The sequence below is a fragment of the Gemmatimonadota bacterium genome, from assembly GCA_016713785.1.
In the GTDB taxonomy this organism is placed as follows: domain Bacteria; phylum Gemmatimonadota; class Gemmatimonadetes; order Gemmatimonadales; family GWC2-71-9; genus JADJOM01.
On record JADJOM010000002.1, the window covers coordinates 42,072 to 62,413 of the forward strand.

Genomic DNA, 20,342 nt, shown 5'->3' on the forward strand with positions numbered 1-20,342 from the left:
TTCCCGCCCTCCCTCGCGCCCGAGTCGCCGCTCCGCGGCTCCTGAAGGGCGCTCGGTCGCCGCACTCCCTTGACACCCCCGGTTCCGGCCCCCACCCTCAACCCATGTTCACGTCCCTGCTGGTCGGCCTCGACGGCTCCACCGCCGCGCAGGTGGCGCTGGCGCAGGCCATCCTGGTCGGCCAGCGGTTCCGGGCGCGGATCGTCCTGGCGCACGTGTCGCCGCCGCCGGGCAAGACCGCCGAGATGGCGCTCGGCGCGCCGTGGATGGAGTGGACGCCGGGCAACGCGCCGGTCACCCGCCGCGAGCACGAGGACGCCGCGCAGATGATGCTCGACGACGCCGCCGGCGCGGTGCGCAAGGCGGGGCTCGAGGTGGAGACCGCCTGGCGCAGCGGGGAGATCGTGGAGGTGCTGCGCGAGCTGGCGGAGGGCGTGGGCGTGGTGGTGGTGGGCCGCAGCGGCATGCGCACCAACGGCGACCCGCTCGGCCCCGACACCCGGGACCTCATCCGCCGCTCGCCCCGCCCGGTGCTGGTCTGCGGGCGGCGCCCCACCCCGATGGACCGGGTGATGGTGGCCTACGGCGGCGGGCCCGCCAGCGAAGGGGCGCTCGCCTTCGCCGGGCGGTTCGCCGGCATCATCGAGGCGCACCTCGACGTGCTGCACGTCTCGTCCGACCCCGAGGGCGGCCGGCAGACCATGGCGCGGGCCTCGGGCGCCCTCTCCCGGATGCCCCTCGACTACGACCTCCACCTGGTGGAGGGGGCGCTGGAGGTGGTGCTCCCCTCGATGGTGGAGACCCTGCAGTGCAACGCCGTCTTCGCCGGGGCGCACCGGGAGGACGCCGGGTGGCTCGTGCCATCGCATACCGAGGTTATCTTGCGGGCCACCGAGATCCCCGTGCTGGTCCACCTGCAGACAACCTCCCCCGGTGCCCGCGTCTCCTCTTCCCATCGCCGTCCTGCATCTTGACGAGTCCTGCCTGGGCAACGGCCAGCAGCGCGCCACGCCAGGTGGCGGCGGCGGCCTGATCGAGGCGCGCGCCGGCGGCGCCATCCAGCGCCGCGACTTCTACATCCACGCCCCCGACACCACCAACAACCGCATGGCACTCGCCAGCGCCATCGCCGCGCTGCAGCTGCTGGCCGGCAAGGGCAAGCGGCTGCGGGTGCTCCTCGTCTCCGACTCGGAGTACCTGGTGAAGGGGATGCGGGAGTGGGTGCCGGGATGGATGGCGCGGGGCTGGACCCGGAAGGGCGGCGCCATCGAGAACCTGGAGCTGTGGCGGGTGCTGGTCGACTCGGCCCGGCGGCACGAGGTGCAGCTCACCTGGGTGCGGGGGCACCAGGGCCACCCGAAGAACGAGTACGCCAATGACCTGGCGGTGAAGGCGGCCACCGAGCAGGTGACCAGCCAGGGCGCGGTGGACTCGGAGTTTCCCGCCTGGCTCGCGGCCCGGAAGGCCCGCAAGCAGTACCTCGACTGTGACCCCGATGGGGCCTTCGCGGCGCTCGAGGCGCGGCTGGCGGCGGGGGAGAAGTTCCCGATGCGACTGGAGGAATGACACGCAGGGGCGCCGATGCTCCGCTCCCCCGATCATCGAACCTTTGAACCGCCGAACCGACTACCGCACGCGTCGCCCGCCGAACCCGACCGTCAGCCGCACCCGGCCCGTCACCAGGTCCGAGGGTGCGGAGTAGGCCTCGCCCGAGAGCAGGATCCCCTCCGTCACCGCGAGCGTCACGCCCCCGAACGCGGTGATCCGGCTCATGTTGACCTTCACCTTCTGGTGGTTGCGCTGGTCCAGCGAGTCGCGGTAGCTCACCTCGAAGCGCGGGTGGAGGATGTTGTACCCGGCGCCGAGGTAGGGGCGGATCCGCCCGCGGGCCATGGGGAAGGTCCCCGCCAGCTCCACGCCATAGATGTTGGGCGAGAACTTGTCGTCCGACCGGGAGCCGCCGGAGCAGGGATTGCCGGGCGCCTGCACCAGGGTGGTGGGACAGGTGATCGGCGCGCGCACGCTGCCGATGGTGGCGTGCAGCCGCCCGCTGAAGAGGGCGCCCTTCCGGTTCATCGGCACCACCCGCGTGAAGGCAAAGCCCCACAGCCCGCCCTTCACCCCCTGGATCCGCACCGGCGGCAGCCAGCTCAGCTCGAGCATCACGCCGTCGGCGAGCGCAAAGCCCACCCGCGGCCGCGGCAGCACCTGGGCCTGGTTCCAGTCCTCGGGACCGGCGCCGGGCCGGCACTTGGCGGGGGTCCGGATGCGCGCGGAGGCCTCCGGCAGGTACGCGCCCTCGACGCTCAGCTGCACCAGGCCGGGGCGGTAGATCCACGGCGCCTGCGCGTTGCCGTAGGCGAGCGGGACCGAGACGTGGGCGAAGACCTGGGCCTCGCGCGAGCCGGGCGAGGGCGAACAGTTGCCCTGGCCCACCAGGGGCGTGGCGAGGACCGTGCAGCCGAGCAGCAGGGTGAAGCCACGCATCGGTGCTCCTTGCTTGACAGTGCGGGAGGCCGGCCCTAGTCTCACCAGTTCAATGACCGACCTCGAACGGCTGTTCCGGCGGCTGGTGGATAACCTAATCGCGATCGACCCGGCCCGCCTGCACCGGCCCCTCGCGCTGGGCGACCTGCTCGGCTCGGTCATCCCCTATCGCACCAACCGCCGCTCCCTCCAGATCGACAGCGTCGAGGATTACGAGATGCTGGTGCTCCGCCTCGCGGCCGGTGAGGGGGGCTTCGTGCGCCTCGCCTCGGACGACGTGGCGCAGGTGTTCCGCGACCAGCTCGAGAGCCCCAACCCCGACCTCGAGGTGCTGCGCGAGCACGCCAAGGCCGAGCTGTTCCTGGGCACGGAGCCGCTGGCGCACGCGCTGGGCCCCGGGCCGGAAGAGGCCTACGCGCCGCCGGAGGAGGAGTTCGATTTTCCGTCGGTGATCCCGATCGATGCCGCCCGGACCCCCGTGCCGGCGCCGGACCGGGGAGAACCGCCGAACCGCCGAGCCGCGACCGAGCCCCCTCCGGGAGCGCGGGAGCGCGACCCGGGGGCGAGGGAGTCCTTCAGGGCCGAGCCGCCGAGCCAGCCAGCCGCCAGGCCCGCCAGTCCGCGAACCACCACCGAGCCCACCGTCCGCCCGCTCTTCACCGCGGAGCCGGCCGCGCCGACACCCCCACCCCCGCCGATGGTGCCGCCGGTCCCGCGCATGACGGCGGAGCCGGAGCCCCGCGGGCGGCGGCGCGATTCGGACGTCCGCTGCAGCTACTGCGGTGGCCACCTGCCGGGGGGGCGCACCGTGAACTTCTGTCCCCACTGCGGCCAGAACCAGAGCCTCACCCGCTGTCCCGAGTGCCAGTCGGAGCTCGAGCTCGGCTGGAAGCACTGCATCAGCTGCGGTCACCCCGTGGGCGAGGTGTAGCTCCCGCCCGGCCCTGGCACTTCTCCGCCCCACCCTGCGTACGGCACCGACGACCCCGTGCGTGACGCCGTTCACCCCTCGCCCCTCCTGACCATGACCCTGCGCCCCCTGCTCCTGGCGCTCTGCGCCCTCGCGCCCGCCTCCGCCATTCCGCTCACCGCGCAGGCCACGCCCGCGCCCGCCGTCACCCCCGCCGCGCGCCCCGCCGACGTCGCCACCGAAGACGCCATCATGGCCGCGCTCTACGACGTGATCTCCGGGCCCGCCGGCCAGCAGCGCGACTGGGACCGGATGCGCTCCCTGTTCCAGGCGGGGGCGCGGCTCATCCCCACCTTCAAGGCGCAGGATGGCAGCTGGCAGCTGCGCACCTGGTCGGTCGAGGAGTACATCACCACCGCCGGCGCGCAGCTGGAGCAACGGGGCTTCTTCGAGCGCGAAGTGGCGCGGCGCACCGAGCGCTTCGGCAACCTGGTGCATGCCTGGAGCACCTACGAGAGCCGCAAGCGGGCCGAGGATCCGGCACCGTTCCAGCGGGGCATCAACAGCATCCAGATGCGCTACGATGGCACGCGGTGGTGGATCCTGACCATCGCCTGGCAGGGAGAGACGCCGGACGCGCCGATCCCGGCAACCTACCTCGAGAGCGAACACCGGCCCTAGCGGCGCGGTGTGCGCGCGGCACGGTCCGGGCGTCTCCACGGGTGAACCGCCGGGGCGGAGAGGCCCACCGGCGCCAACCCGAGGAGTGGCGGCATGCGACACGGATGGATGCTCACGGCGGGACTGGCCCTCACGGTGCTGACGCCGGGGCGCGGCCAGGTGGCCGACAGCGGCGCCCCGGCACGCGACACGCTGGTGCTGGCCCATGAGTTCAGCGGCCCCCGCACCGAGTTCGTGCGGACCACGCTCGAGGCAGGCCAGGTGTACCGCGTGGAGGTGACGGGCGCGCGCTCGGCGCAGATCCGGACCCTGGAGCAGGGCGTGCAGCAGCCGGCGTTCTCGCGCGCCGAGAGCGGCGTGCGCGCCAGCGGGACGATCGTCTTCGAGCTGCGGCCCTTCGCCACCACCACCTACGAGATGCGGGTGAGCGGCATCCGCGACGGCTCCGCGCCGGTCAAGATCTGGTGGGATGCCCGCGCCTCACGGGCCCGGCAGAAGGTGCAGGAGGGATAGTCCCCCACCCTCGCGCGTCCCCAGGGCGACCGGAAACGGTCGCCCAACTCGTTCCCGGGCATGGGGTTCCCTCCCTGCTCGACTTCCCACCCACCCCCCGGCGATATTACGGCCCCTGAGGACCTCCTTCCTTATATAGGGAGCCCGCAATGCCCACCCAGGGGCACCCACGCGAAGTCGTTGTCCTGAGCGGAGTTCGGACCGGATTCGGCAGCTTCGGTGGCACCCTCAAGGATGCCACCGCCACCGACCTCGGCGTCCACGCCGCCACCGCCGCCCTGGCCCGTGCCGGCGTCGCGCCGGCACAGGTGGATCACGTGATCTTCGGCAACGCCCTGCAGACCAGCGCCGACGCCATCTACCTGGCGCGTCACGTCGCGCTGCGGAGCGGCTGCCCCATCGAGACGCCCGCGGTGACGGTGAACCGGCTCTGCGGCTCCGGCTTCGAGGCGATCATCCAGGGCGCCCAGCAGATCCTGTTAGGCGAGTCGGCCACGGTGCTGGTGGGTGGCACCGAATCCATGAGCCAGGCGCCGCACGTGGTGCGCGGGGCACGCTGGGGCCTCCGCCTGGGGCCGCCCGCCCCGCTCGAGGACGCGCTGTGGGAGGCGCTCAAGGACAGCCAGTGCGGCCTGTCCATGGCCGAGACGGCCGAGAAGCTCGCCGCGCAGTATGGACTCTCGCGCGCGGCGGTGGACGAGGTGGCGCTGCTGAGCCAGCAGCGCGCCCGCGACGCCTGGGCGGCCGGCCGCTACGCCGATGAGCTCGCCCCGGTGCCGATCACCAACCGCAAGACGAAGCAGGCGGAGCCGTGGGCGGCCGATGAGCACATGCGGCCGGACACCTCGCCCGAGGCGCTGGCCAAGCTGCCGCCGTACTTCCGGAAGGACGGCGTGGTCACCGCCGGCAACGCCTCGGGGATCTGCGACGGCGCCGCGGCCCTGGTGCTGGCCGGCGCCGACACCGCGGCCGCCAACGGTTGGACGCCGCTGGGCCGGATCGTGGCGTGGGCCACCGCCGGCGTGGACCCGAGCGTGATGGGCATCGGCCCGGCGCCGGCGGCGCGGAAGGCGCTCGCCAAGGCGGGGCTCACCCTGGCGCAGATGGACCTGGTCGAGGTGAACGAGGCCTTCGCCGCCCAGTACCTCGCGGTCGAACGGGAGCTCGGCCTGGACCGCGCCCGCACCAACGCCGACGGCGGCGCCATCGCCATCGGGCACCCGCTCGCCGCGAGCGGCGCGCGCCTCACCCTGCACCTGCTCCACGCCCTCCGCCGCGCCGGCAAGCGGCTGGGCCTGGCCAGCGCCTGCATCGGCGGCGGGCAGGGGCAGGCGGTCATCGTCGAGGCGTTTTGATGGGCGCCAACCTGCCCGCCCGCATCGACCGCGCCGCGATCGAACGGATCATCCAGCGGGCCACCGAGCTGCAGACCGGCGAGCGCGACATCGGCGAGGGGATGAGCCCCGACGAGGTCGTCTCGCTCGGCAAGGACGTGGGCATCCCGGAGCGGTACCTGCGGCAGGCCATCCTCGAGGAGCACGGCCGGGTGGAGCTGCCCGCGCCGCACGGCCTGCTCGACCGGGTCTTCGGCGCCGCCACCGTCTCGGCCCAGCGGGTGGTGGCCGGCACCGCGGAGGAGGTGGGGCAGCGGCTGAGCCAGTACCTGGAGCGGGAGGAGGTCCTGACCGTGCAGCGGGAGCTGCCGGGACGGATCACCTGGGAACCGCTCCGCGGCATCGAGGCGGCGCTGCGCCGCTCCACCGCGGCCTTCGGCGGCCGCAAGGCGATGATGCTCGCCAAGGCGGAGCTGGTGTCGGCCACGATCACCGCGCTCGAGCCCGGCTTCTGCCACGTGAGCCTCACCGCCGACCTGGGCAGCACCCGGCAGTCGCTGGTGATCGGGGTGGCGGTGTCGGGCGTCGTGGGCGCGGGCGCCGCCGTGGTGCTTGGCGTGCTCTCCCCGCTGGTGTGGCTGCCCGCCGCGCCGCTGCTCCTGGCCGCGGGGATCGGCTACTCCGTGCAGGCGCAGTTCCGTCCCGCCGCCGCGCGCGCGCTGCTCGGCGTGGAGCGGGCGCTCGACCACCTGGAGCGGGGCCAGGCCAAGCCCACCCACCAGCTCGCGCCCGGCGGGCCGGGGCTGCTCGGCGTCATCATCGAGGAAATCCGGAAGGCCTCCAAGCCATGATCACCAGCGTCGCCGTGCTCGGGTCGGGGCTCATGGGCAGTGGGATCGCCCAGACCGCCGCCGCCGCCGGTTTCCGGACCGTGGTGTACGACGTCCTCCCCCTGGCGCTCGACAAGTCGCTCGCGGCGGTGGCCCGGTCGCTGGCGAAGTTCGTGGAGAAGGGGCAGTACACGATCGCCCAGCGCGATGAGGTGCTCTCGCGCCTCGAGTTCAACCCCAGCCTGGCCGCCGCCGCCAAGGCCGACCTCATCATCGAGGCCGTGACCGAAGACCTCGCGGTGAAGAACGAACTGTGGCGTTCGCTGGACGGGATCGCGCCGCCGAGCACCATCTTCGCGTCCAACACCTCGAGCCTGCCGATCGCGGCGATGGCCGCGGCCACCCGGCGGCCCGACCGGTTCGTGGGGCTGCACTTCTTCAACCCGGTGCCGCTGATGCCCCTGGTGGAGGTGGTGCGCGCGGTCGGAACCAGCCGGGAGACCATCGAGGCGGCCTTCGCCTTTGCGCGCCAGCTGGGGAAGGAGCCGGTTTCGGCCCGGGACACCCCGGGGTTCATCGTCAATCTGCTGCTGGTGCCCTACATTCTGGATGGGATCCGGGCGGTGGAACGGGGGATCGCCTCCACGCAGGACATTGACACCGCCATGCGGCTGGGCGCCGGCCACCCGATGGGTCCGCTCACCCTGGCCGACTTCGTGGGCCTCGACACCCTGGCCCGCATCGGCGACATCATGTTCGCGGAGTACGCCGAGACCCGCTACGCCACCCCGCCGCTGCTGCGGCGGATGGTCGCGGCCGGCATGCACGGCCGGAAGTCCGGCCGCGGGTTCTACGATTACGCGCTCGAGCCGCCCCGGCCGATCGCGCTGACGTGAGGAGTCGGGACTGCCGATGACAGCGCTCCGCCGATCCGCCTCGCTGGCCCTGCTCCTGCTGGCCGGGTGCAGCCCGTACACCACCCGGCCGTTCTATCCGCCGGTGACGGGCGCGGCCACGGCCGAGCTGGAGCTGGAGATGCAGGACGCCACCGAGACCCTCGCCGCCGTGCTGCGGAGCGACACCCTGCCGGTCACCACCGTGCAGCTCCGGGACGGCTTCATCGAGACTGCCTGGTTCGATGCCGCCACCAAGGGCGCCACCCGCCGCCGGGCGGTGGGGCCGGGGGTGGTGCAGGTGCGCGCCTGGGTGAACCCGAGCCGGCAGGGGTTCAGCACGATCATCGTGGAGACGGTCTACCGGCCGCTCGCCGACCCGAGCCGCGCCCCGCGCGATCTCGAGGAGCAGGTGCCGCCGGATCATCCGGTGGGGAAGCGGATCGAGCAGGTGGTCTCCGAGCTGGCCCGGCTGTACAACCGCGAGGAGCCGGCCGCGGCCGCCCCGGCGGAAGGCCCGCCCGCACCCCCGCCCCAGCGATGACCCGCTGAGCATGGAGGCGTCGACCGCTCCCCGCGCGGCCCCCGGGGCCCGGCCCGCGGCGCTGCCCGAGGAGGACTGGGCGTTCTGCCGTGACATCCTGCCACGGGTCTCCCGTACCTTTGCGCTCGGCATCCGGCTGCTCCCGGCCGAGCTCTCCCGACCGGTGGCCGTGGCGTACCTGATCTGCCGCATTGCGGATACCGCCGAGGATCATCCCGCGCTCTCGGTGGCCGACCGGCGCAGCCTCCTCGAGGAGGTGGATCGCGCCATGAGCGACCCGACGGCCAGCTTCGGGGAGATCCGCGCCGTCCGCTGGCCCAGCGACCAGGCGCTCGGCGGACTCATGGAGCACGCCGACCGGGTGCTGCGGGAGTTCCGGCGGCTGCCGGCGGCGGACCAGGCGGCGGTGGCGCCGTGGGTGCAGGAGATGGTGCGCGGCATGGCCAGCTGCCTCAAGCCGAGCACCGGCGGGCCGGCCCCGCTGCTCCGCACCATGGATGACCTCCGGCGCTACTGCTGGTACGTGGCGGGGACGGTGGGTCACCTGCTCACCGGACTCTTCACCCGTCACATCTCGGGGATCGGGGCGGAGCGCCTGGCCACCCTGGAGCGCCTGGCGCCGCAGTTCGGGCTCGGGCTGCAGCTCACCAACGTCATCCGCGACATCGCCGACGACCACCGTCATGGCCGGAGCTTCATCCCCGAAGCGCTGTGGGCGGGCGCCGGGCTCACCCCCGAGGCATTCGGCACGCCCGGCACCGAGGCGCGCGCCTGGAGCATGGTCGCGCCACTCCTGGCCGAGAACGAACGCTGCCTGGAAGACGCCCTGGCGTACTCCACCGCCCTCCCGCGCCACGCCGTCCGGGTGCGGGTCTTCTGTCTGACCAGCCTCTTCTTTGCCTGCCGCACCGTGGCGTTGATCCACGCCCACCCCGAACGGCTGGTGCGGGGTGAGCGGATCAAGATGCCGCGGCACGAGGTCTACGGGATCCTCGCCGCAACGGTGCTGCTGGCACCCTGCAACTGGGCGCTCCGGGCGCTGTTCCGCTGGCTGATCCGCGGGCCGCGGCCGGGCCTCGGGGGCCAGCGCGGATGAGCACCGCCCCGGGCCGGTTCCATACCGAGCCACGGATCCGCGCGGCCTATTCCGAAGGCGCCGGGATCTACCGCGTGGTGCCGAGTGCCGTCGCCCTGCCATCCTCCACGGCGGAGCTGGCTGCGCTGATGCGCTGGGCGGCGGAGAGCGATACACCGCTCACCGCGCGTGGCGCGGGCAGCGGGATCCCCGGCAACGCGGTGGGGAGCGGCGTCCTGGTCGACCTGCGGGAGCGGATGCCGCGGCGGCTGGAGATCGATCCGGCCACCGGCACCGCCCTCACCAGCGCCAACATCACCCAGCAGGAACTCAACGCCGCCGCCGCCGCGCACGGCCTCCGGCTCCCCCCCGATCCCTCGAGCAGTCGCTGGGCAACCCTGGGCGGGATGGTCGCCACCAACGCGGCCGGCGCGCGGACGGTACGCTATGGGCCCGCCCGGCCGTGGGTGCAGGGGCTCGAGCTGGTGACGGCGGATGGGGAGGTGGGGTGGCTCGGGCGGTCGGGCGGCGGGATGAAGCCGAGTCTGCAGGCGGTCGAGCGCTTCCAACGGGAGGCCGCGCCGGCCATCCGGGCGGCGGCGGCGCTGGTGCGGGCCCGGTTCCCGAAGGTGCGGAAGAACACCGCCGGCTATGCCCTGGATCACTGGCTCGAGACCGGCGACCTGGTGGACCTGCTGGTGGGCTCCGAGGGGACGCTCGCGTTCATGACCACGATCCGGTGGCGGCTCTGTCCCATCGCCCCGGCGCGGAGCAGCCTGCGGATCGCGCTCCGCTCCCTCGAGGACCTGGAGCCGGTGGTCCAGGCGCTGGTGGCGCTCGACCCCTCGGCGGTGGAGCTGCTGGACCGGACGTTCATGGAGTTGGTCGGCTCGGCGGCAAGTGAGTCCTTCAGGGCCGAGGCCACGCTCCTCGTCGAGTTCGAGCGGGAGACCGATGCCGCCGCCCGGGGGGTGGCCGGCGATGCGGTGCGGGCGGTCGGCGCCTCTGCCGGCGACATCGAGACCGCCCTCACCCCCGAGGCGGAGGAGCGGCTCTGGTCGCTGCGCCACGCGGCGAGCCCGATCCTCGCGAGCCTCCCGCCGGACCGGCGCTCCCTGCAGGTGATCGAGGACGGCTGCGTGCCGCTCCCCCGGCTCGGCGCGTACGTCACGGCCATCCGGGCCGCGGCCGCCCGCCAGGGGATCATGGTGGTCATCTTCGGCCACGCCGGTGACGGCAATGTCCACGTGAACGCCCTGCCCCAGGTGGACCAGGCCGGCTGGGTGGAGCGGGTGACCGCGCTGTACCACGAGGTGAACGCCGCAGCCATCCGGCTCGGCGGCACGGTGAGCGGGGAGCACGGCGACGGCCGACTCCGTGCCCCGCTGCTCGAGGCGCAGTACGGGCCCGAGGTGATGGCGCTGTTCCGGGGGGTGAAGACCGCCTTTGACCCCCGTGGTATCTTGAACCCCGGCGTGAAGCTCGCCACCGGGCTCGACCCGCTGGGCGCCCTCAAGCTCGGGCCCGGGGCGGCGGAGATCCCCGCCGACGTGGCCGGCGCGCTGCGGGAGATCGAGCGGACCGGGGGGTACGCCCGGAGCCGGATGGAGATCGCCGAACTGCAGGGAAGCGGGAACCGGGAAGCGGGAAGCGGAGCCCCAGCCGGGGCTTGAAGCCCCGCTCCCCCCGAACCGCGGGTGCCGTTTCCCTTTTCCCTTTTCCCTTTTCCCGTTTCTCGTTGTCCCGACCCTTTTCCCGGCAGTACGGACCCATGGATATCATCACATCCCCCACGATCACCCTCATCGCGCGGCCCCAGTTCGTGGAACCGGGCCACCTTCCCGTCCAGTGGAAGGGGGAGTCCTCCGATGGGGAGAAGCTGGCGGAGTTCGCCGGCCGGATCTGCTACATGAGCCAGCACAACCCGGCCGGCCGGACCACCCAGGAATACCTGGAGAACATCCTGCGGCAGGGGCACGGCTCGGTGTTCGAGCACGCGGTCTACGTGCTGCTGATCGAGGGGATCAGCCGGTCGTGCAGCCACGAGCTGGTGCGGCACCGGGCGGGGTTCGGCTACTCCCAGCTCTCCCAGCGCTACGTGGACGAGTCGCACGCGGCGTTCGTCATGCCCCCGGCGATCATCGGGGACCCGGCGCTGGAGCGGGAGTGGACCGGCCAGGTCCAGGCCGCCCAGCATGCCTACGTCCAGGCGGTGGACCACCTGATGGAGAAGTACGGCTGGGTGGAGGACAAGGTTCACCGCCGGAAGATGGCCCGCGAGGCCGCCCGGAGCGTCCTGCCCAACGCCACCGAGGTGAAGATCGTGGTGAGCGCCAACATCCGGGCCTGGCGGACCATGCTCGAGCTGCGGCTGGGGGAGGGGGCCGAGCTGGAGATCCGCCGGATGGCGATGGCCTGCCTCAAGGCGCTGCGGAAGGAGTCGCCCTCGTTCTTCGCGGACTTCGAGATCTACAAGGGGTCCGACGGGACGGAGGCGGGACGGGTGGGGTACCACAAGGTCTGAACGGCGCTGCCGGGAAACAGGAAACGGGAAGCGGGAAGCGGGGGGCCGCGGCATGCGGTCCCCCGTTCTGCATCCCTGGACCTGGCCCGGGCTGGGCATCGCGACGCGGATCCGCTCCCCCCGTTTCCCGTTTCCCGTTTCCCGGCGTCATGGGCTCGCCATCAACTTCCTGAAAAAAGTACCGAAAAAACTATTGTGTGTTCTTGATGACTTTCTTACTTTAGATACGGTATCTGCAAGACATCGCGCAGGTTCGCTCGTTTGAACCGGGTTTCGATGCACCGCGGTGACCCGACGCAGAGAGGATCGTTTGGCAGTTCGCATAGGACTTGCCTTCAACTTGAGACCGGAAGCACCGGCCCCCAGCGCCGGGGCCAGTATCGCCTCCCCCAGTGTTTCCGGCTCTTCCCGCGATCTCCGCTACGACCTTCCCCAGCCAGACCTCTACGCCGAGTGGGACGAACCGGCGACCATCGATGCCGTCGAGCGCGCGCTCCGGCCGCTGGGCGAGGTGATCCGGCTCGAGGCGATCGCCGACTTCCCGACCAAGCTGGCCAAGGCGCGGCCCGATTTCGTCTTCAACATCGCCGAGGGGCTGTACGGCCCCAACCGCGAGGGCCACGTGCCGGCCATCTGCGAGTTCCTGGGCGTGCCCTACAGCGCCTCGGACCCGATGACGCTTTCCCTGGCGCTCCACAAGAGCCGGGCCAAGGAGATGCTGCAGCTCCGCGGGGTGCCCACCGCGCCGTTCCTGCTGGCGCGCACCGTGGCCGACGCCCGGAACTGCACCCTGCCCTTCCCGCTGTTCGCCAAGCCGGCGTTCGAGGGGTCGGGGAAGGGCGTGAGCGTGAAGAGCCTCTGCGCCACCCGGAAGGAGCTGGTGCGGCAGGTGGACTACCTGCTCTCGACCTACCGGGAGCCGGTGCTGGTCGAGACCTACCTGCCCGGGGCCGAGTTCACGGTGGCCATCATGGGGAACGGCAAGGAGGCGCGCTGCCTCCCGATCGTCGGGATGCGGTTCGACGAGCTCCCCGAGGGCGCCCCCCCGATCTACGGCTACGAGGCCAAGTGGATCTGGGACCGTCCCGATGAGCCGCTGGAGATGTTCGAGTGCCCCGCGCGGGTGCCGGCGCGGCTGGCCACCCAGATCCGGGCCGCGGCCCTGGGCGCCTACGGTGCCCTCGAGTGCCGCGACTGGTGCCGGGTGGACATCCGCTGCGACGCCGAAGGCACCCCGAACGTGGTGGAGCTGAACCCGCTCCCCGGCATCCTGCCCGACCCGCGGGACAATTCGTGCTTCCCCAAGGCGGCACGCGCGGCTGGTATGAGTTACGACGAGCTGATCCGGAGCGTGGCGGACATCGCCTGGCGCCGGATCAGCGGACGTTCACTCCTTGCTGAGGCGGCTGCGTGAAGATTGCGGTCCTGTACGACGGGGGCTGGGACGAATGGGACGCCAAGGACGTGGCGTCGGTCTGGGAGAGCGTCAAAGAGGTGCAGTCGGCGCTGCGCAGCCGCGGCTACGAGACCTGCTCCATCCCGGTGCGCGCCCCGAACGACTTTTCCTGGCTCCCCAAGGTCCGCAAGGCCGACGCGGTCTTCAATCTCTGCGAGGGGATCGGCGGCCATTCCAAGTACGAGGACTTCGTGGTGGCCACCCTGGAGCTGACCGGGGTGCCCTACACCGGCTGCCGCCCCTGGGCGGTGACGGTGGCCCACCGCAAGCACGTGGCCAACACCCTGCTGGCCCGGAGCGGGACGCCCATCCCCCCCTTCGCGGTCTGTGACGGCAACAAGATCCCGGCCGACCTGACCCTGCCGGTGATCGTGAAGCCCGCCGCCGAGGACGCCAGCGTGGGGATCGACGCCGGCTCGGTGGTCACCTCCAAGCGCGCCCTCAAGAAGCGGCTGGCCGAGACGGTCGAACAGTGGGACACCGTACTGGTGCAGGAGTACGTCGCCGGCCGGGAGTTCAACATCGGCTTCGTGGGTGACCAGGTCCTGCCCATCGCCGAGCTGTGCTTCGACAACATGCCCGAGGGCAGCTGGCCGATCCTCACCTACGCCGCCAAGTGGGACGTGGGGAGCCCCGAGGACCTGGGGTCGGTGCCGGTCTGTCCCGCCAACATCGCCCCCGACCTGCACAAGCGGATGGTGGCGGTGGCGCGGCAGGCGTGGGAGGAGCTGTGCGGGGCGGAGGGATACGGGCGGGTGGACATGCGGGTGGACGCCGCGGGCCAGCCGTTCGTGCTCGAGGTGAACCCGAACCCCGACATCTCCGACGCCGCCGGCCTCTCCCGCATGGCCAAGGCCCACGGCTGGGAGTACGAGGACCTGATCTGCCGGATCGTCGACGAGGCGCTCTCCCGCTCCAGCAGCCGCCAGGCCGCGGCCGCTCTGGTCGACACCGCCACCCCCGCCGCATGACCCACCGCGTCGGGCCTCGTCTGCGGGACCTGACGAGCGCCGACGCGGTCCGCATCCTCGACATCACCCGCGCCACCGGCGTCTTCCGCGAGGAGGAGCTGGCCATCGCGGACGAGGTGTTCCACGACGCCGTGGCGCCCGCCGGTCCCTCCGGGGGGCCCCCGGCCGGCGCGTGGGGTGGCTCGCACGCGACGCGCCCCTACTACGCCCTCGGCGCCGAGGTGGACGGCGAGCTGATGGGGTGGATCTGCTGGGGGAAGACCCCCTGCACCGAGGGGACCTGGGACCTCTACTGGCTGGCGGTGGACCCGGCCGCCTATCGCCGCGGGGTGGCCCGGGCGCTGGTGGCGGAGATGGAGGGGCGGCTGGCGGGGATGGCCCGCCTGATCGCGGTGGATACCTCCGGGCGCCCCGACTACGGCCCCACCCGCGACTTCTACGAGGCGGTGGGATACGCCGCGGTGGCGCGGGTCCCCGGCTTCTACGCCCCCGGCGACGACCAGGTGATCTTCACCAAGGCGCTGTAGCCACCCCCCGCTCCTTCACCACCTCGCCCCCCTTCATCACGAAGTCCACCGCCTCGAACCGGCCCAGATCGGCGAGGGCATCGCCCCTGACCGCGATCAGGTCGGCGTAGCGCCCCGGCGCGATGCTCCCCACCCGGTCCTCCCATCCCATGGCCCGCGCCGCCTGGATCGTGGCCGACTGGACCGCCTGCATCGGGGTCATGCCATAGGTGACCATGTAGCGGAGCTGGCGGGCGTTGAGCCCGTGGGGGTAGATGCCGCTGTCGGTGCCGTAGGCCAGGGGGACGCCCAGGGCCACGGCCTTCCGGAAGGCGTCGCGCTGGGTGCCGGTGGTCTCCCGGTTCTTGCGCAGGATCTCCTCGGGCCAGTGCTCGATGGCGCCGACCGAGTCGGTGTAGTCGCCGTTGTAGATGTCGGCCACCAGCCAGGTGCCCCGCGCCTTCATGAGCGCCAGGGCCTCGTCATCGGCCAGGGAGCCGTGCTCGATGGACCGGACCCCCGCCCGCACCGCCCGCTTGATCCCCTCCGCCCCATGGGCGTGGGCCGCCACGTAGGTGCCGTAATTGGCGGCCTCGTCCACCGCCGCCTTGAGCTCCTCCTCGGTGTACTCCGGCGCCCCCGGCTGGGTGCCCATGGTGAACACCGCGCCGGTCGCCAGGATCTTGATGAAATCGGCGCCGCCGTTGAGGAGCTCGCGCACCCGCTGCCGCACCGCGGCGGCGTCGTTGGCCACGCCGCGGCGCATGTCGGCCGGGGCGCTCACGTCGGCGGCCATGCCGGTGACCTCCCCTGCGCCGCTCGACACCGTCACGTAGGCTCCCGCCACCTGCATCCGGGGGCCGCGGACGATGCCGGCGTTGATGGCGTTGCGGAGGGCCACGTCGACGTAGGCGCGGTAGGTGCCGATGTCGCGCACGGTGGTGAAGCCCGCGAGCAAGGTGGCCCGGGCGTTCTGCACCCCCGCCAGCGCGTCCTGGGCCCCCGACTGGGTCAGCGGCGCGATCGGGCTCGACGAGGAGATGTCGCCGATCAGGTGGGCGTGGAGGTCGATGAGCCCCGGGGTCACGGTGTGGGCCGAGAGGTCGATGACGCGGGCCCCCCGGGGGATCGGCGCCGTGCCGGCCTGCACCGCCTCGATCCGCTCACCGCGGACGAGGATGACCTGGTTGGCACGGACCTCGCCGCGCGCCACGTCCACCAGGCGGCCGGCGCGGATCGCGATGAGGTCCTGGCCGGCGAGCGGCCCGGCGGTGAGCGCGGCGATGCCAAGGGCGAGCAGGTAGGGCTTCACCAGGTGGATCCTCCTCGGATTTCGTGTTGCGGCTGCCAGGAGTGGGACCTCCCCACGGGTCCCCCCTCTGCCGCGTGCCAGTCGTCGGCGTTGGCACGCGGCGGCGGGGGAACCCGTGGGTCGGCCGCACGCGCACCGGCGGGTGGGTGGCACCGGGACCGCGTGCCCCCAGAGCGGCATGCCAAAGCTGACGACTGGCAGGCCGCGGCGGGGGCACGCGGGCCTGGCGCCGTATAGCCAACGAGCGATCAAGCCGCCGAGCCCGTGCCGGTTACCGCCGCGCCGCGAACACCTCGCGCGCGCGGCGGATGCGGTCCAGCACCTCGCGCTTCTCCTGGCTGGTGTTCCAGCCGGTGTGCGCCGCCGCGCCGCCCTCCAGCCGGTCGATCCACGCCAGGAAGTACTCGGCATCGGCCGTGCTCCGCGCCGGCTTGCCCCCGAGGGTCAGGTACACCGGGCTGGTCGTGGCAAAGGGGTAGAGGTCGAGCACCGGCTCGGCGGCATGCTCGCTCCACGCCCGCAGCACCAGCCAGCCGCTCTGGCGGACGGGGAGGGTGAGCGTGGTGTCGAGGCTGGTGCGCTCGCCCCGGAGCGGGAGTGACGCCACCACCAGCCCGTTCTCGACGATCTCCAGGTGGTCCACCGGCACGTTGGAGCGCAGCTGCACCTTGACCACGGCGGCGTGGGGGCCGGCAGGAAGCACGAGCTCGCTGCCCGGCCCCTGGCCGTCCACGCTGAACTGGAGCAGCGGACCGTTGGTCGCAAAGCTCTTGCCGGCCTTGAGCGCCGCGTACCAGCGACCCCGGTCGAGGGGCAGCGGGCTCTGCACGTACACCCGGTTGGTGCCGACCGGCCCGCGCAGGCTGGCGTAGTTGGTCATGGCATCGGTGCCGGCACCGGCCGGGATGCGGAAGCCGCAGTTGAGCAGCCGGTACCACACCGCCGAGGTGGCGCGGTGATCGCTGAAGCCCACCACCTCGAGGTAGTCCACCTTGCCGAGCGCCACGTCCACCGGCAGGGCGTTGCGGAGGGCCACCGCGGTATCGAGCGGGTTCGGCTCCTCGTCGAAGGGGTGCACGTAGCCGAACAGCCCGCCCTGTGCGTGGGCCCCGTCGGCGACGGTGGCGTTGTCGGGGAAGAGGCTCGCCACCGGGGTGCCGGCGTACCCGGCGTAGTCGGGGAGCAGCAGGTGCCGGGTCAGGCCGAGGGCGCCGGTGTGGCCCCACCAGCTGGTGTGGAACTCCTGGTCGTGCAGCAGGAGCAGGTCGGTGGTGGAGACCGGGTCGGGGCGTCCGGTGAACCAGCCCACGTCCGGCACCCGGTCTTCCTTGTTGACGATGAGGTTCTCGACCACGTTGAGCCCCTCGGCACGGGCCTGGAGGGCGAGCGTGGCCGGCGTGGCGCGGTAGTGGCCGCCGTAGTTCATGTGCACGTGCAGGTCGCCCGAGGTCCACCCGGGCAGCGGCAGCAGCCGCGCCAGGCGGATGGTCCGCGCGGTGAGCTGGTTGGCCGGGACGGTGATCGTCTCCCGCACCAGCCGCCACTCCGGCCCGTGGGTCACCTCCACGGCCACCGCGCCGGCCGGCACCGACAGGGTGCTCCGCCCCGCCGTGTGGAAGTACCCGTACTCGAAGGCGCGGTCGCCGCGGTCGAAGGCATCGTCGGCGTGCCACCAGGCGTCGTCGGGCACCGCGCTGCGGTCGTCGGGCAGCCGGATGGACACCCGCGCGGGGAGGGGACGGCCGGTGGCGGCATCGACCACGGCAATGGCCAGCCGGCCCATCGGCTCGCGATACACCCGCCGCCGCGCCTCGACCCGCGTCCGGCTGCCGCCGGGGATGCTCACCACATTGAGGGAGGTGTTCCCCCCCTCGTTGCTGATATAGGCGATGCGGCGGCCGTCGGGGGCCCAGCGGGGGGCGGTGGCGTCGAAGTCACCGTAGGTGAGCTGGAGCGGGTCGCCGCCGTCGGCGGTGGTGAGCCAGAGCTGATGCCACTGGCGGCCCAAGTAGCTGGCATAGACCACGCGACGGCCGTCGAGCGCCCAGTCGGGGCGCATGCGCCAGGCCGACTCCTCGTCCAGCACCTGCCGCAGCGGGGCGCCGGGCCGCGCCTCCATCCGCCACAGCCCCCCCGCGCCCCAGATCCTGCCCCGGTTGCTGACGAGGATGATCTCCTTGCCATCGGGCGACCAGGTGGGCGAGAGGTAGTGGTCGAACCGGCTGTAGTAATAGCGCGGGAGGCCGGAGTCGTGGTCGTCGGTGAGACGGGTCGGGTCCGCGGCCGTGCCGGCCGCCGGGACGACGAACACGTGGAATCGCCCCTCGTAGGCCGTGCTCACGTACGCGACGCGGCTGCCATCCGGTGACCAGCGCGGGTCCACGTTCACCGCCCCGTTCTTCACCAGCGGCTCGGACACCAGGGTCTCGAGGTCCAGCACCCGCAGCTCCACCGCGTCCTTCCAGTAGGCGGCGTAGACCACGGACCGGCCGTCGGGCGAGACGTCGGGCTGGTAGTCGTAGGAGGGGCCGGTGGTGAGCTGCTGGGCGACCGAGTCGCCGATCGCCTGGCGCCAGAGACGGCCCTGCATGGAATAGATCAGCGCCTTGCCGTCGGCGGTCCAGGCCACCGAGGAAGGACCGCTGGTGGCCTGCGGCAGGTACATCTCCCGGTAGTAGTAGTTGTGCGGGAGCGCGATCTGCTGCAGCACCGTCTGCCGCTGCCCCGTGGCGGGGGCGGCCAGCAGCAGGAGCGGGACGAGGTATCTTACGGGCGTCCGGCGGGCGGTCCCGCCCCGGATCCATCGGGTTCCACGTTGCGTCACGTTCCTCTTGCCCCCCTCGAGACGACCGCCATGCTCCGTCGGCTGCAGACCCTATCTTGCCTCCTGATCGGCCTCTCCGCCAGCACGAGCCTGTCGGCGCAGGCCCCCACCGATCCCCTCGTCGAGCCGTATCGCGATGCCGCCAACCGGATCATCGGCGCCGCCCTGGCCGACAGCGCCGCCTGGGACCGTCTGGCCCGGCTCACCGACACCTTCGGCCACCGGCTGAGCGGCTCGGAAAGCCTGGAGCGGGCCATCGACTGGATCGTGGCCGAGATGCGGAAGGACGGCCTCGACCGGCCGGTGAAGGAGCCGGCGATGGTGCCCCACTGGGTGCGGGGCGCCGAATCGGCGGAGCTGGTCTCCCCCCGGCGCGCGCCGCTGCCCATGCTCGGGCTGGGCATGAGCATCGGCACCCCGGCGCAGGGCATCACCGCGCCGGTGCTGGTGGTGTCGAGCTTCGAGGAGCTCACCCGCCGCGCGGCGGAGGCCAAGGGGAAGATCGTCCTCTTCGACGCCCCGTTCACCAGCTACGGCGCCACCGTGCAGTACCGGGTGCGCGGCGCCATCGAGGCGGCCAGGGTGGGCGCCGTGGCGGCCCTCATCCGCTCGGTGGCCCCGTACAGCATCCGCTCCCCCCACACCGGCGTCACCCGCTACGACACCACGGGCGCGGTCCGGAAGATCCCCATCGCGGCGCTCACCCTGGAAGACGCCATGATGCTGCACCGGATGCAGGACCGGGGGGAGCCGGTGGTGGTGAAGCTCACCATGGGGGCCCGGACGCTGCCCGACGCGCGGAGCCACAACGTCATGGCCGAGATCACCGGCGCCGAGCACCCGGAGGAGGTGGTGGTCCTGGGCGGCCACATCGACAGCTGGGACGTCGGCACCGGCGCCATGGACGATGCGGGCGGCGTGGTGGCGGCCTGGGAAGCGGTGCGGATCATCAAGGCGCTGGGCCTGCGGCCGCGGCGCACCATCCGGGTGGTGGGCTGGACCAACGAGGAGAACGGCGGCCGCGGCGGCGACGCCTACCGCGATGCCCGGGGCGCCAACGTCGAGCAGCACGTGCTGGCCATCGAGTCCGACGGCGGGGTGTTCCGGCCCCGGGGCTTCGGCTTCAGCGGCACCGACAGCGCGCTGGCGATCGTGCGCCGGGTGGCCGCCCTGCTCGAGCCGATCGACGCCGACAGCATCAGCACCCCGGGGGGCGGTGCCGACATCGCCCCGCTCATGGCCCGCGGCGTGCCGGGGATGGGTCTCGCCACCGAGGGGGAACGGTACTTCTGGTACCACCACAGCCCCGGCGACCTGGTGGACAAGCTCGACCCGGCGGACGTGGCGCGCTGCGTGGCGACGATGGCGGTGATGGCCTATGTGATCGCCGACCTGCCGGAGCGGCTGCCGGCGGGGGCGGGGCGGTAGGGCGGTAGGGCGGTAGGGCGGTAGGGCGGGTCAAGCTACACGCAAACCGCCGAA

At 72.5% G+C, this 20,342-nt stretch carries 19 protein-coding genes; 16 read left to right on the forward strand and 3 right to left on the reverse strand.

The features are described 5' to 3' along the window. The first annotated feature begins 104 nt into the window (after nucleotides 1–104). A complete protein-coding gene (locus tag IPJ95_04595) occupies nucleotides 105–974 on the forward strand; it encodes a universal stress protein (protein MBK7922898.1) in 870 nt (289 codons plus the stop codon). Beyond that, on the forward strand, nucleotides 964–1,566 hold the full coding sequence (locus IPJ95_04600; protein MBK7922899.1) for a ribonuclease HI: 603 nt from the start codon (nucleotides 964–966) through the stop codon (nucleotides 1,564–1,566). Before IPJ95_04595 ends, IPJ95_04600 begins: the two co-directional genes overlap by 11 nt. A gap of 60 nt (nucleotides 1,567–1,626) precedes the next feature. Here IPJ95_04600 and IPJ95_04605 read toward each other — a convergent pair whose 3' ends face one another. After that, entirely contained in the window at nucleotides 1,627–2,487 is an 861-nt protein-coding gene (locus IPJ95_04605) for a hypothetical protein (protein ID MBK7922900.1), read from the reverse strand. A 52-nt stretch (nucleotides 2,488–2,539) separates the two neighbouring features. Here IPJ95_04605 and IPJ95_04610 point away from each other — a divergent pair, with 52 nt between their 5' ends. The 13 genes from IPJ95_04610 (at nucleotide 2,540) to IPJ95_04670 (ending at nucleotide 14,745) form a co-directional block, all read left to right on the forward strand. Then, nucleotides 2,540–3,418 (forward strand): zinc ribbon domain-containing protein, encoded by an 879-nt coding sequence (locus tag IPJ95_04610; GenBank protein ID MBK7922901.1) that lies wholly within the window; start codon nucleotides 2,540–2,542, stop codon nucleotides 3,416–3,418. A 99-nt stretch (nucleotides 3,419–3,517) separates the two neighbouring features. Further along, a complete protein-coding gene (locus tag IPJ95_04615; GenBank protein MBK7922902.1) occupies nucleotides 3,518–4,078 on the forward strand; it encodes a hypothetical protein in 561 nt (186 codons plus the stop codon). Nucleotides 4,079–4,171: 93 nt separating this feature from the next. Next, on the forward strand, nucleotides 4,172–4,591 hold the full coding sequence (locus IPJ95_04620; GenBank protein MBK7922903.1) for a hypothetical protein: 420 nt from the start codon (nucleotides 4,172–4,174) through the stop codon (nucleotides 4,589–4,591). A gap of 149 nt (nucleotides 4,592–4,740) precedes the next feature. Then, nucleotides 4,741–5,946, forward strand: coding sequence for an acetyl-CoA C-acyltransferase (locus tag IPJ95_04625; protein MBK7922904.1), 1,206 nt, complete (start codon nucleotides 4,741–4,743; stop codon nucleotides 5,944–5,946). Continuing rightward, nucleotides 5,946–6,776 carry a hypothetical protein gene (locus IPJ95_04630; GenBank protein ID MBK7922905.1) on the forward strand — a complete coding sequence of 277 codons (831 nt, stop codon included), beginning with the start codon at nucleotides 5,946–5,948 and terminating at the stop codon, nucleotides 6,774–6,776. Before IPJ95_04625 ends, IPJ95_04630 begins: the two co-directional genes overlap by 1 nt. Then, entirely contained in the window at nucleotides 6,773–7,651 is an 879-nt protein-coding gene (locus IPJ95_04635) for a 3-hydroxyacyl-CoA dehydrogenase family protein (GenBank protein MBK7922906.1), read from the forward strand. Before IPJ95_04630 ends, IPJ95_04635 begins: the two co-directional genes overlap by 4 nt. Before the next feature lie 16 nt (nucleotides 7,652–7,667). Beyond that, nucleotides 7,668–8,192, forward strand: coding sequence for a hypothetical protein (locus tag IPJ95_04640; GenBank protein MBK7922907.1), 525 nt, complete (start codon nucleotides 7,668–7,670; stop codon nucleotides 8,190–8,192). 10 nt (nucleotides 8,193–8,202) lie between these two features. After that, the gene (locus IPJ95_04645) at nucleotides 8,203–9,288 is read left to right on the forward strand and encodes a phytoene/squalene synthase family protein (protein ID MBK7922908.1); all 1,086 of its coding nucleotides are present in this window, start codon (nucleotides 8,203–8,205) and stop codon (nucleotides 9,286–9,288) included. Next, nucleotides 9,285–10,940, forward strand: a complete 1,656-nt coding sequence (locus tag IPJ95_04650; GenBank protein ID MBK7922909.1) for an FAD-binding oxidoreductase — start codon at nucleotides 9,285–9,287, stop codon at nucleotides 10,938–10,940. The genes IPJ95_04645 and IPJ95_04650 overlap by 4 nt, the downstream gene beginning before the upstream one ends. A 98-nt stretch (nucleotides 10,941–11,038) precedes the next feature. Continuing rightward, entirely contained in the window at nucleotides 11,039–11,791 is a 753-nt protein-coding gene (gene thyX / locus IPJ95_04655) for an FAD-dependent thymidylate synthase (protein ID MBK7922910.1), read from the forward strand. Between the two features lie 379 nt (nucleotides 11,792–12,170). Next, entirely contained in the window at nucleotides 12,171–13,205 is a 1,035-nt protein-coding gene (locus IPJ95_04660; protein ID MBK7922911.1) for a D-alanine--D-alanine ligase, read from the forward strand. Beyond that, complete coding sequence (locus tag IPJ95_04665; protein ID MBK7922912.1) at nucleotides 13,202–14,218, forward strand: ATP-grasp domain-containing protein; 1,017 nt, start codon at nucleotides 13,202–13,204, stop codon at nucleotides 14,216–14,218. Before IPJ95_04660 ends, IPJ95_04665 begins: the two co-directional genes overlap by 4 nt. Continuing rightward, entirely contained in the window at nucleotides 14,215–14,745 is a 531-nt protein-coding gene (locus tag IPJ95_04670) for a GNAT family N-acetyltransferase (protein MBK7922913.1), read from the forward strand. The genes IPJ95_04665 and IPJ95_04670 overlap by 4 nt, the downstream gene beginning before the upstream one ends. Here the strand turns inward: IPJ95_04670 and IPJ95_04675 are convergent. Together IPJ95_04675 and IPJ95_04680 are read right to left on the reverse strand one after the other, a co-directional pair. After that, the gene (locus IPJ95_04675) at nucleotides 14,729–16,216 is read right to left on the reverse strand and encodes an amidohydrolase family protein (protein MBK7922914.1); all 1,488 of its coding nucleotides are present in this window, start codon (nucleotides 16,214–16,216) and stop codon (nucleotides 14,729–14,731) included. The genes IPJ95_04670 and IPJ95_04675 overlap by 17 nt on opposite strands. Before the next feature lie 91 nt (nucleotides 16,217–16,307). After that, nucleotides 16,308–18,701: a CehA/McbA family metallohydrolase gene (locus IPJ95_04680; protein ID MBK7922915.1), complete on the reverse strand. Its 2,394-nt coding sequence runs from the start codon at nucleotides 18,699–18,701 to the stop codon at nucleotides 16,308–16,310. A gap of 189 nt (nucleotides 18,702–18,890) precedes the next feature. Here IPJ95_04680 and IPJ95_04685 point away from each other — a divergent pair, with 189 nt between their 5' ends. After that, nucleotides 18,891–20,288 (forward strand): M20/M25/M40 family metallo-hydrolase, encoded by a 1,398-nt coding sequence (locus IPJ95_04685; GenBank protein MBK7922916.1) that lies wholly within the window; start codon nucleotides 18,891–18,893, stop codon nucleotides 20,286–20,288. Nucleotides 20,289–20,342 lie beyond the last annotated feature (54 nt).

Bases quoted from the DNA above. Each gene is read 5' to 3' on its own strand.
- IPJ95_04595 (MBK7922898.1), top strand. From the start codon at position 105: ATGTTCACGTCCCTGCTGGTCGGCCTCGACGGCTCCACCGCCGCGCAG.
- IPJ95_04605 (MBK7922900.1), bottom strand. From the start codon at position 2,487: ATGCGTGGCTTCACCCTGCTGCTCGGCTGCACGGTCCTCGCCACGCCC.
- IPJ95_04610 (MBK7922901.1), top strand. From the start codon at position 2,540: ATGACCGACCTCGAACGGCTGTTCCGGCGGCTGGTGGATAACCTAATC.
- IPJ95_04620 (MBK7922903.1), top strand. From the start codon at position 4,172: ATGCGACACGGATGGATGCTCACGGCGGGACTGGCCCTCACGGTGCTG.
- IPJ95_04625 (MBK7922904.1), top strand. From the start codon at position 4,741: ATGCCCACCCAGGGGCACCCACGCGAAGTCGTTGTCCTGAGCGGAGTT.
- IPJ95_04630 (MBK7922905.1), top strand. From the start codon at position 5,946: ATGGGCGCCAACCTGCCCGCCCGCATCGACCGCGCCGCGATCGAACGG.
- IPJ95_04635 (MBK7922906.1), top strand. From the start codon at position 6,773: ATGATCACCAGCGTCGCCGTGCTCGGGTCGGGGCTCATGGGCAGTGGG.
- IPJ95_04640 (MBK7922907.1), top strand. From the start codon at position 7,668: ATGACAGCGCTCCGCCGATCCGCCTCGCTGGCCCTGCTCCTGCTGGCC.
- IPJ95_04645 (MBK7922908.1), top strand. From the start codon at position 8,203: ATGGAGGCGTCGACCGCTCCCCGCGCGGCCCCCGGGGCCCGGCCCGCG.
- IPJ95_04650 (MBK7922909.1), top strand. From the start codon at position 9,285: ATGAGCACCGCCCCGGGCCGGTTCCATACCGAGCCACGGATCCGCGCG.
- thyX (MBK7922910.1), top strand. From the start codon at position 11,039: ATGGATATCATCACATCCCCCACGATCACCCTCATCGCGCGGCCCCAG.
- IPJ95_04670 (MBK7922913.1), top strand. From the start codon at position 14,215: ATGACCCACCGCGTCGGGCCTCGTCTGCGGGACCTGACGAGCGCCGAC.
- IPJ95_04675 (MBK7922914.1), bottom strand. From the start codon at position 16,216: ATGCCGCTCTGGGGGCACGCGGTCCCGGTGCCACCCACCCGCCGGTGC.
- IPJ95_04680 (MBK7922915.1), bottom strand. From the start codon at position 18,701: ATGTACCTGCCGCAGGCCACCAGCGGTCCTTCCTCGGTGGCCTGGACC.
- IPJ95_04685 (MBK7922916.1), top strand. From the start codon at position 18,891: ATGCTCCGTCGGCTGCAGACCCTATCTTGCCTCCTGATCGGCCTCTCC.